The organism is Streptomyces sp. CO7 (genome assembly GCF_053474865.1).
Window position 1 is genome coordinate 1,494,548 of sequence record NZ_JBRIOU010000002.1, and the last position, 6,558, is coordinate 1,501,105.

Here is a 6,558-nt window from a genome sequence, read left to right on the forward strand (position 1 = left end):
GCCCCGGCAAGGGCCCGATCGCCCTGCGGGCCGCGCTGGACGACGGACAGGGCTTCGACCTGACCGAGGCCGGCACGCAGAAGCGGCTCGCCGTGTACGTGGTGCACGACCCCGCCCAGGTCCCCGGCGTCGCGAGCCTGGGACCGGACCCGCTCGCCGACGACTTCGACGAGGCCCGGTTCACCGGGCTGCTGGCGGGGGAGCGGCGGCAGCTGAAGGGCGCGCTGCGCGACCAGAGCCTGATCGCCGGCGTCGGCAACGCCTACAGCGACGAGATCCTGCACGCCGCGCGGATGTCCCCGTTCAAGCTCACCGGTTCGCTGACGCCCGAGGAGACCCACCGGCTGTACCAGGCGCTGCGCTCGACGCTCACCGAGGCGGTGGAACGCTCCCGCGGGGTGGCCGCCGGACGGCTGAAGGCCGAGAAGAGGAGCGGCATGCGGGTGCACGGCAGGACCGGCGAACCCTGCCCGGTCTGCGGGGACACCGTCCGCGAGGTGTCCTTCAGCGACTCCTCGCTGCAGTACTGCCCCACCTGCCAGACCGGCGGCCGTCCGCTGGCCGACCGGCGCCTGTCACGCCTGCTCAAGTGACCCGGAACGGCGCGGGCCCGGGAACGGCGCGGGCCCGGGAACGGCGCGTGACCGGGAACGGCGCGTGACTCAGAACAGGTGGATGGCGAGGTGACTGAGCGGCAGACCCAGCTGCCAGGCCGGCGTCCACCGCTGCGGCCCGTCGTCCCCGGGGACCGGACCGCCGCCGGGCACCGCGTCCAGGTCCGGGGCGAGCAGCTCGGTCTCCTCCAGCCAGCGCCAGGCGGCCAGGGCCAGGCGCAGGTCCGGGCCCGGCCGGCCGCCCCGCTCGGCGGCCTGCGCGGTGAGCGCGTCCAGCCGCTCGCGCACCCAGTCCTGCCACGGCTGGTCGTAGGCCGTCAGGGAGCGCCAGGTCTCCAGCCGGGTCACCACCTGGACGCCGCTCAACTCGCCCTCCAGGTCGGAGAGGAACACCGTCAGCGCCAGCGCCTCCCGCCCCGCCCGGTACTCGAACGAGGTCGGCGGCATCAGGTCCCCGGACCGCAGCAGCTCCTCGGCGATGTACTCGGCGTACAGCCACGCCATCGGCACCGTCAGCCCGTCCGGCTCCGCGCGTCCTTCTCCTGTGTCCACCATGACTGCCTGCCTTCCTCCGGCCGTCCGCAACGAACCGATGGGGACAGCCGATTACTCAACCATGGTCATCGGCAAGGCGCTTTAAGAAGGCTTGACCGTGACGTCGGTTTCACCGCAGGTCGGGTGCGTAGCCGGGAAGCACCCTGCGCAGGGCCCGCAAGGCATAGTACGCACGGGACTTGACCGTTCCGGCGGGTATGCCGAGCGCGTCCGCGGCCTCCGCGACGCTGGCGCCCCGGAAGTACACCAGCACCAGGACGTCGCGGTGCTCGGGCGACAGCCGCCGCACCGCCTCGCGCACGTCCAGGGCGGCCGCCGACCGCTCCGCGTGGTCCGCGCACACCCGCGCGTTCTCCAGCACCGCGTCGCCCACCTCGGCGGGGCGCGCCTGGCGTGCCCGCCGGGCGTCGATGGCCAGTCTGCGGGCCACCGTGAGCAGCCAGGGGCGCACCGACTCGAAGGCGTCGTCGTGGAGCGCCGCGGGATTCTGCCAGGCCCGGACCAGGGTCTCCTGGACCAGGTCCTCGGCACGCTGGCGGTCGCCGTCGCACAGCCTGAGCAGCAGGGCGAAGAGGGGACGCCCGTGCTCCCGCTGGAGCCGCGCCAGCTCGTGCTCGGCGGTCGTTCCTCGGTTCATGGTGGTGGTTGCGGCCGTCATGGCCGTATGGCACCGCACGTCGCGACGGCGAAACAGTGGGCGGGCGCGGATCTGCGGCGGACGGTCGAACACGTCGCCGAGCGGTGCGACGAACGGTCGACCGGCGCCGCCGAGCGACACGCCGTGCCGCGTGCTCCGCAAGGGTGCAATCACCCCCCGCCACGCCCATCCGGGATGCGACGAGCGTTGGGCCGCGCGACTGATTAATCATGAAATTGGATGAATTGCTCGACCGGCGTGGCGTGTCCCGCCGGAGCGCGCTGATCGCAGGGGCCTCCGCCCTCATGGCGGCGGGCACGGCGGGCGTCGTGTCCCTCTTCTCCTCCGAGGCGCCGGCCGCCCGCACGCCGTCCGCCGGGGCGCCGTCGGCGAAGGCGGCGGGCGGGGCGCCCGGCCGGGCCGCGAGGGCGCCCGGCGCTCGCGGCGGTGTCCGCTCGCCCGTCTCCTCCTCGTACCGTCTGAGCCCGCTGGCCGGCTTCGCCCCGCCCGCGGTGAAACCGGCCCGCACGCCGGTGCGCGACGAACCGTTCCTGAGGGTCGGCGGCCTGGGCCGCACCGTCGTCCTCACCTTCGACGACGGCCCCGACCCCCGCTACACCCCCGAAGTCCTGCGCACCCTGCGCGAACACCGGCTGCACGCCATGTTCTTCGTCTGCGGGAACATGGCCGAGGCCAACCCGGACCTCCTCCGGCGGATGTCCGCCGAGGGCCACGTGATCGGCAACCACACCTGGTCCCACCCGCTGCTCACCCAGCTCTCGCGCTCCGCCGTGCGCGCCGAGATGGAACGCACCAGCGAGATCGTCGAGAAGTCCTGCGGGGTGCGCCCCGCATGGTTCCGCGCCCCGTACGGCGCCTGGAACCGGGAGGCCTACCGCTTCGGCGCGGAACTGGGCATGGAGCCGATGGCCTGGACCGTCGACACCCTCGACTGGCGCACCCCGGGCGTTGGGGCCATCGCGGCCACCGTGGAGAAGGAGGCGTCACCGGGCGCCGTGGTGCTCTCCCACGACGCCGGCGGCAACCGGTCGCAGAGCGTCCAGGCGCTGCGCCGCTACCTCCCCCGGCTGCTCGACGAGGGCTACCACGTCGCGGTGCCGCGCCGGCGCGCGGTCTGACCGGGCGCACGACGACGGTGGGCCGGTACGAGCATCCGCTCGTACCGGCCCACCGTCGTGGGAGGCGACCGGTCTCAGTGGACCTCGACCAGGCGGGCGAAGACCACCACGTTCCCCGCGTAACCCTCCTGCGGGGAGTAGCCGCCGCCACAGGTGATGACCCGCAGTTCGGGTGTGCCGGTGGAACCGTAGACGCGCTCGCCGGGGAAGTTGTTCTTGTCGTAGACCTCGATGCCGTAGATCTCGAAGACGGCGAGCTTCCCGTCCTTGCGCAGCACCTCGACCCTGTTCCCCTGCTTGAGCGCGCCCAGACCGTAGAAGACCGCCGGCCCCTGCGCGTTGTCCACGTGGCCCACCAGCACGGACGTGCCGTTCTCGCCGGGGGTCACCGCGCCGCTGAACCAGCCGGCCAGGTTGGGGTCCTCCGGGGGCGGGGCCGCGACCCAGCCGTCGGGGTCCAGGCCCACCGGGACGACTGGGGCGTCCACCTGGATCGACTGGATCCGCACCCGGTCCGCCTCGGAGTACGGCAGCGGGGCGGGCGCTCCGGGGAAGGCCTGCGGACGGACCCGGGTGTCGGCGGCGGCCACCGACGTGGGCTGCGGGGGGCCGGTGTCGAACTCCCCCGAGCCGTTCCGGATGAGCGCGAGCCCGGTGAGGAGCACCAGCGCCATCACGCCCCAGGGCGCGCGCCGTCGGGGCCGCTCCTCCTCTTCCGTCAGTTCGGACGCAGACATGTTCGCCATTCCCCTCTCGACGCGGCCGTCGCCGTGTCTGTCGCGATACCAGAACGCTAAGCGGGGTGCGCGCGACCGGCATCGGGGCGAGGGCGAACGGGTGGCTGCGCATCGCGCCCCTGAGCCATCCGGGGCGGCGCCGGAGAAAATCTCCGACACCGGATGACCTGCGGATATGCCGCATTCGGTGTGTCCCTGCGGCGTGTCGGCTCACCAGGACGGCGGAAGGCCGAAATGCGGGGGAACAGCGGGCGACCCAGGGTCTGACTGGGAGGCGCTTTCTCGCCGATCGACCGGGGACGGGTCCCGGGGCGTCTTCCGCGGAGGAACACATGCGTACTCGTGCCCTGGCGGTCTCGGCCGCCGCGTTCGCCGCCATCGGGCTCGCTGCCCCGACGGCCGGCGCCTGGTCGGACCCCAGCAGCATCCAGGTCAGCCCCAGCACCATCGCCCCGGGCGGGCAGCTCACCGTCACGGTGGAGGGCAGCTCCTGCCGCATGCCGGGCTCCACGGTGACCTCGCCGGCCTTCCCCTCGACCTCCCTCACCCCGGTCAGTGGCAGCAGGAGCAAGTCCACGGCCACGGTGCGGGTCAACTCCAACGCCACCGCGGGGTCGCACAGCATCACCGCCAACTGCGGTGAGGGCAAGACCCTGACCCGGTCCAACGCCTTCACCGTGCTCGGCGGCGTCCGCGGCGGCCTGGGCGGCAGCTCCCTCACCGGCGCCACGCCCACCGACGTCGCCATCGGCGGCGGGCTGGTCGCCGCCGCGGCTCTCGGCGGTGGCTTCTTCTGGATGCGCCGTCGCGCGGAGAGCCGTATCTGATCCCGCCCGGCAGTCCGGCGGTCAGCACTCCAGCGTTCCGGGGAACGTCGCACGCGCCGGCGTCCCGCCCCGCACCCCCGACGGGGGTGCGGGGCGGGACGCCGTTCCGGTGCGCCCGAAGCGCTCCCGGCCGATACCGGCACCGATGACCGGGCGGGGGCGGGGGCACCGGGCTCGGTCCTGGTCGCTCAGCCCTGGTCGTCCGTCGTGGTGGTGGAGCGCGTCCTGCGGTAGGCGGTCGCCAGCGCGCCGGCCACCAGCAGCGCGCCCAGGCCCAGGTCGCCCAGGTCGAAGCCGGCGGTGGCCCCGCCCGCACCGGCGTGCGCGCCGTGCTCCGGCTGCCGTGAGGAGTGGCCCCCGGGCGGGGGAGCGGGCACCGGTGAACCGCTGTGCCCGGGACGGCTGGGGACGGGCGCCGGACGGGTGGGAGTCGGGGCCGGGCCCGGACGGGCCGCCCGCACCCTCAGCTCGGTCACCCCCGTCTCGCGTCCGCACCGGAACGAGACCTGGTGGACCGTGCCGGGACGGGCGTCCCGGTGGATCCGGGTCCGGGCGGTCGTGCGGCCCTCGGGGATCGTGACCGTGGCGAAGAGGTCCGAGGACACCCGCGCCGTGTGCGGGCAGCCGTCCACCGACAGGGTGACCCTGCCGCCCGGGGCGACGGCCTCCGGGGCGACGGCGAACGAGAACGAGGTACCGCCCTCGGCGCGCGGCGCGCTCCGGGCCGCGAACGCGACGCCGGGCGTGACCGCGGTGGCGGTCACACCCAGCACGACGGCCGATGCGACGCGTATGACTCCCGTGACGCCCATGACGCCCTCCGGTTCTGCCGGTGCGGGCGGCGGACCTGCTCCACCGCCCCCTGTTCTGCGCAGCACGCTAGGAACACGGCGGCCGGCCCGCGATTCCGCTCGGGCGAACGGGTGACGGCACTGGGCCGGACGGGTCGTCCGGCCCCGCGGAAGGTGTGGCGGGCAGCGGCCCGCGACGGCCTACGTCACGACGCCCGGGAACAACGCCGTGAACGGTGTGGCGTCCACGTCCATGCCCCGGCTGAACGGGGCGTCGAAGTCCCAGACCAGGAACAGCAGGAACGCGATCAGTGCGGAGAACAGACCGGCCAGCACCAACTCCCGGGCGGTACGCCGGATCTGGAGGGCGAAGACCATGCCGATGGTCACCATCGCGCCGATGATCAGCCCGAACCACACCACCCCCGGCATGGTCGCCTGCGTGGCGTCCTCCCGGGCCCCGCGGGCCTGGTCCGCCACGGTCACCTGGTCGAGCAGGGGCTGGTAGGCCTGCGCCTCGTAGTCCGACGCCGGCCGGTAGTCGGTCAGGTCGTGCCGCAGGCGCTCGAGGAGCACCGCTCCCCGGTCGGTGAGCCGGCCCTCGTCGGCCATCGTCCCCCACTCGGTGTTCACCACGTGGCCGACGTAGGCGCGCACGTCCTGCCTGATGTCGTCGCGGACCTCCGCGGGATACGGCCGCACCCGTTCGGAGATCTCGTGCAGGGCCATCGCCTCGGCCCGCACGTTGTCCTGCGCGGCGCTGCGGGCCTCCCAGACGCCGGCGATCGCGAGACCGAGGACGATCGCGTAGACCACGCCGATCATCATCGTCATGTACTCGATCACGTCGGGGGTTTCGTCCGGGTCGTCGTCCTCCCGCGCGGTGCGCTCCCGGATGAAGGCGACCACGACGACCACGGCGCACGCGGCGGCCATCGCGAGGGCGAGTACGAGCCATTCCGGCAAGAAATCCTCCTGAGGAGCGGGGACGGGTCGGGAACAGGGCGGAGCGCCCGTGTCACCGGGGGCGGAGCGCCGCCACGGCGATCACCGCGGGGGCCGTGATCAGCAGGGCGAGCTGGACGAGGGAGCGACGGGGGCGCGGCGGCAGCGAGGGCGTCGCCGCCTTGCGGACCGGGTAGACCACGGGCTTCACCGGCGGCGCCTTCGGCCGGTGGACCGTCGGTTTCGGCTCAGGTTTCGGCTCAGGCTTCGGCGCGGGCGGCGCGGGCGGCGCGGGCGGCGCGGGGCGCGGCGG

9 protein-coding genes are annotated in these 6,558 nt (G+C 74.1%); 3 read left to right on the plus strand and 6 right to left on the minus strand.

All coding sequences use genetic code 11. The annotated features are described in order from the left end of the window. On the plus strand, nucleotides 1–593 hold a 593-nt coding region (locus ACOV8S_RS08820), incomplete at its 5' end, for a zinc finger domain-containing protein (RefSeq protein WP_448317145.1). 69 nt (nucleotides 594–662) lie between these two features. Here the strand turns inward: ACOV8S_RS08820 and ACOV8S_RS08825 are convergent. Beyond that, nucleotides 663–1,169 (minus strand): hypothetical protein, encoded by a 507-nt coding sequence (locus ACOV8S_RS08825; protein ID WP_448317147.1) that lies wholly within the window; start codon nucleotides 1,167–1,169, stop codon nucleotides 663–665. Between the two features lie 109 nt (nucleotides 1,170–1,278). After that, nucleotides 1,279–1,827: a sigma-70 family RNA polymerase sigma factor gene (locus tag ACOV8S_RS08830; RefSeq protein ID WP_351115174.1), complete on the minus strand. Its 549-nt coding sequence runs from the start codon at nucleotides 1,825–1,827 to the stop codon at nucleotides 1,279–1,281. 209 nt (nucleotides 1,828–2,036) lie between these two features. Between ACOV8S_RS08830 and ACOV8S_RS08835 the strand changes: the two genes are divergently transcribed. Further along, nucleotides 2,037–2,945: a polysaccharide deacetylase family protein gene (locus ACOV8S_RS08835; RefSeq protein ID WP_448317148.1), complete on the plus strand. Its 909-nt coding sequence runs from the start codon at nucleotides 2,037–2,039 to the stop codon at nucleotides 2,943–2,945. Nucleotides 2,946–3,019: 74 nt separating this feature from the next. Here the strand turns inward: ACOV8S_RS08835 and ACOV8S_RS08840 are convergent, their stop codons facing one another. Next, a complete protein-coding gene (locus ACOV8S_RS08840; RefSeq protein WP_448317149.1) occupies nucleotides 3,020–3,682 on the minus strand; it encodes a class F sortase in 663 nt (220 codons plus the stop codon). 332 nt (nucleotides 3,683–4,014) lie between these two features. On the opposite strand from ACOV8S_RS08840, the gene ACOV8S_RS08845 reads away from it, so the two are divergent. Continuing rightward, complete coding sequence (locus ACOV8S_RS08845) at nucleotides 4,015–4,509, plus strand: hypothetical protein (protein ID WP_448317150.1); 495 nt, start codon at nucleotides 4,015–4,017, stop codon at nucleotides 4,507–4,509. Nucleotides 4,510–4,697: 188 nt separating this feature from the next. Here the strand turns inward: ACOV8S_RS08845 and ACOV8S_RS08850 are convergent, their stop codons facing one another. The 3 genes from ACOV8S_RS08850 to ACOV8S_RS08860 all read right to left on the minus strand — a co-directional run bounded on the left by ACOV8S_RS08850 (nucleotide 4,698) and on the right by ACOV8S_RS08860 (nucleotide 6,456). Then, complete coding sequence (locus tag ACOV8S_RS08850; RefSeq protein WP_448317151.1) at nucleotides 4,698–5,321, minus strand: hypothetical protein; 624 nt, start codon at nucleotides 5,319–5,321, stop codon at nucleotides 4,698–4,700. A 180-nt stretch (nucleotides 5,322–5,501) separates the two neighbouring features. Continuing rightward, nucleotides 5,502–6,266, minus strand: a complete 765-nt coding sequence (locus ACOV8S_RS08855) for a bestrophin-like domain (protein ID WP_448317152.1) — start codon at nucleotides 6,264–6,266, stop codon at nucleotides 5,502–5,504. A gap of 52 nt (nucleotides 6,267–6,318) precedes the next feature. Further along, nucleotides 6,319–6,456, minus strand: coding sequence for a hypothetical protein (locus tag ACOV8S_RS08860; protein WP_448317153.1), 138 nt, complete (start codon nucleotides 6,454–6,456; stop codon nucleotides 6,319–6,321). Between the last annotated feature and the right edge of the window lie 102 nt (nucleotides 6,457–6,558).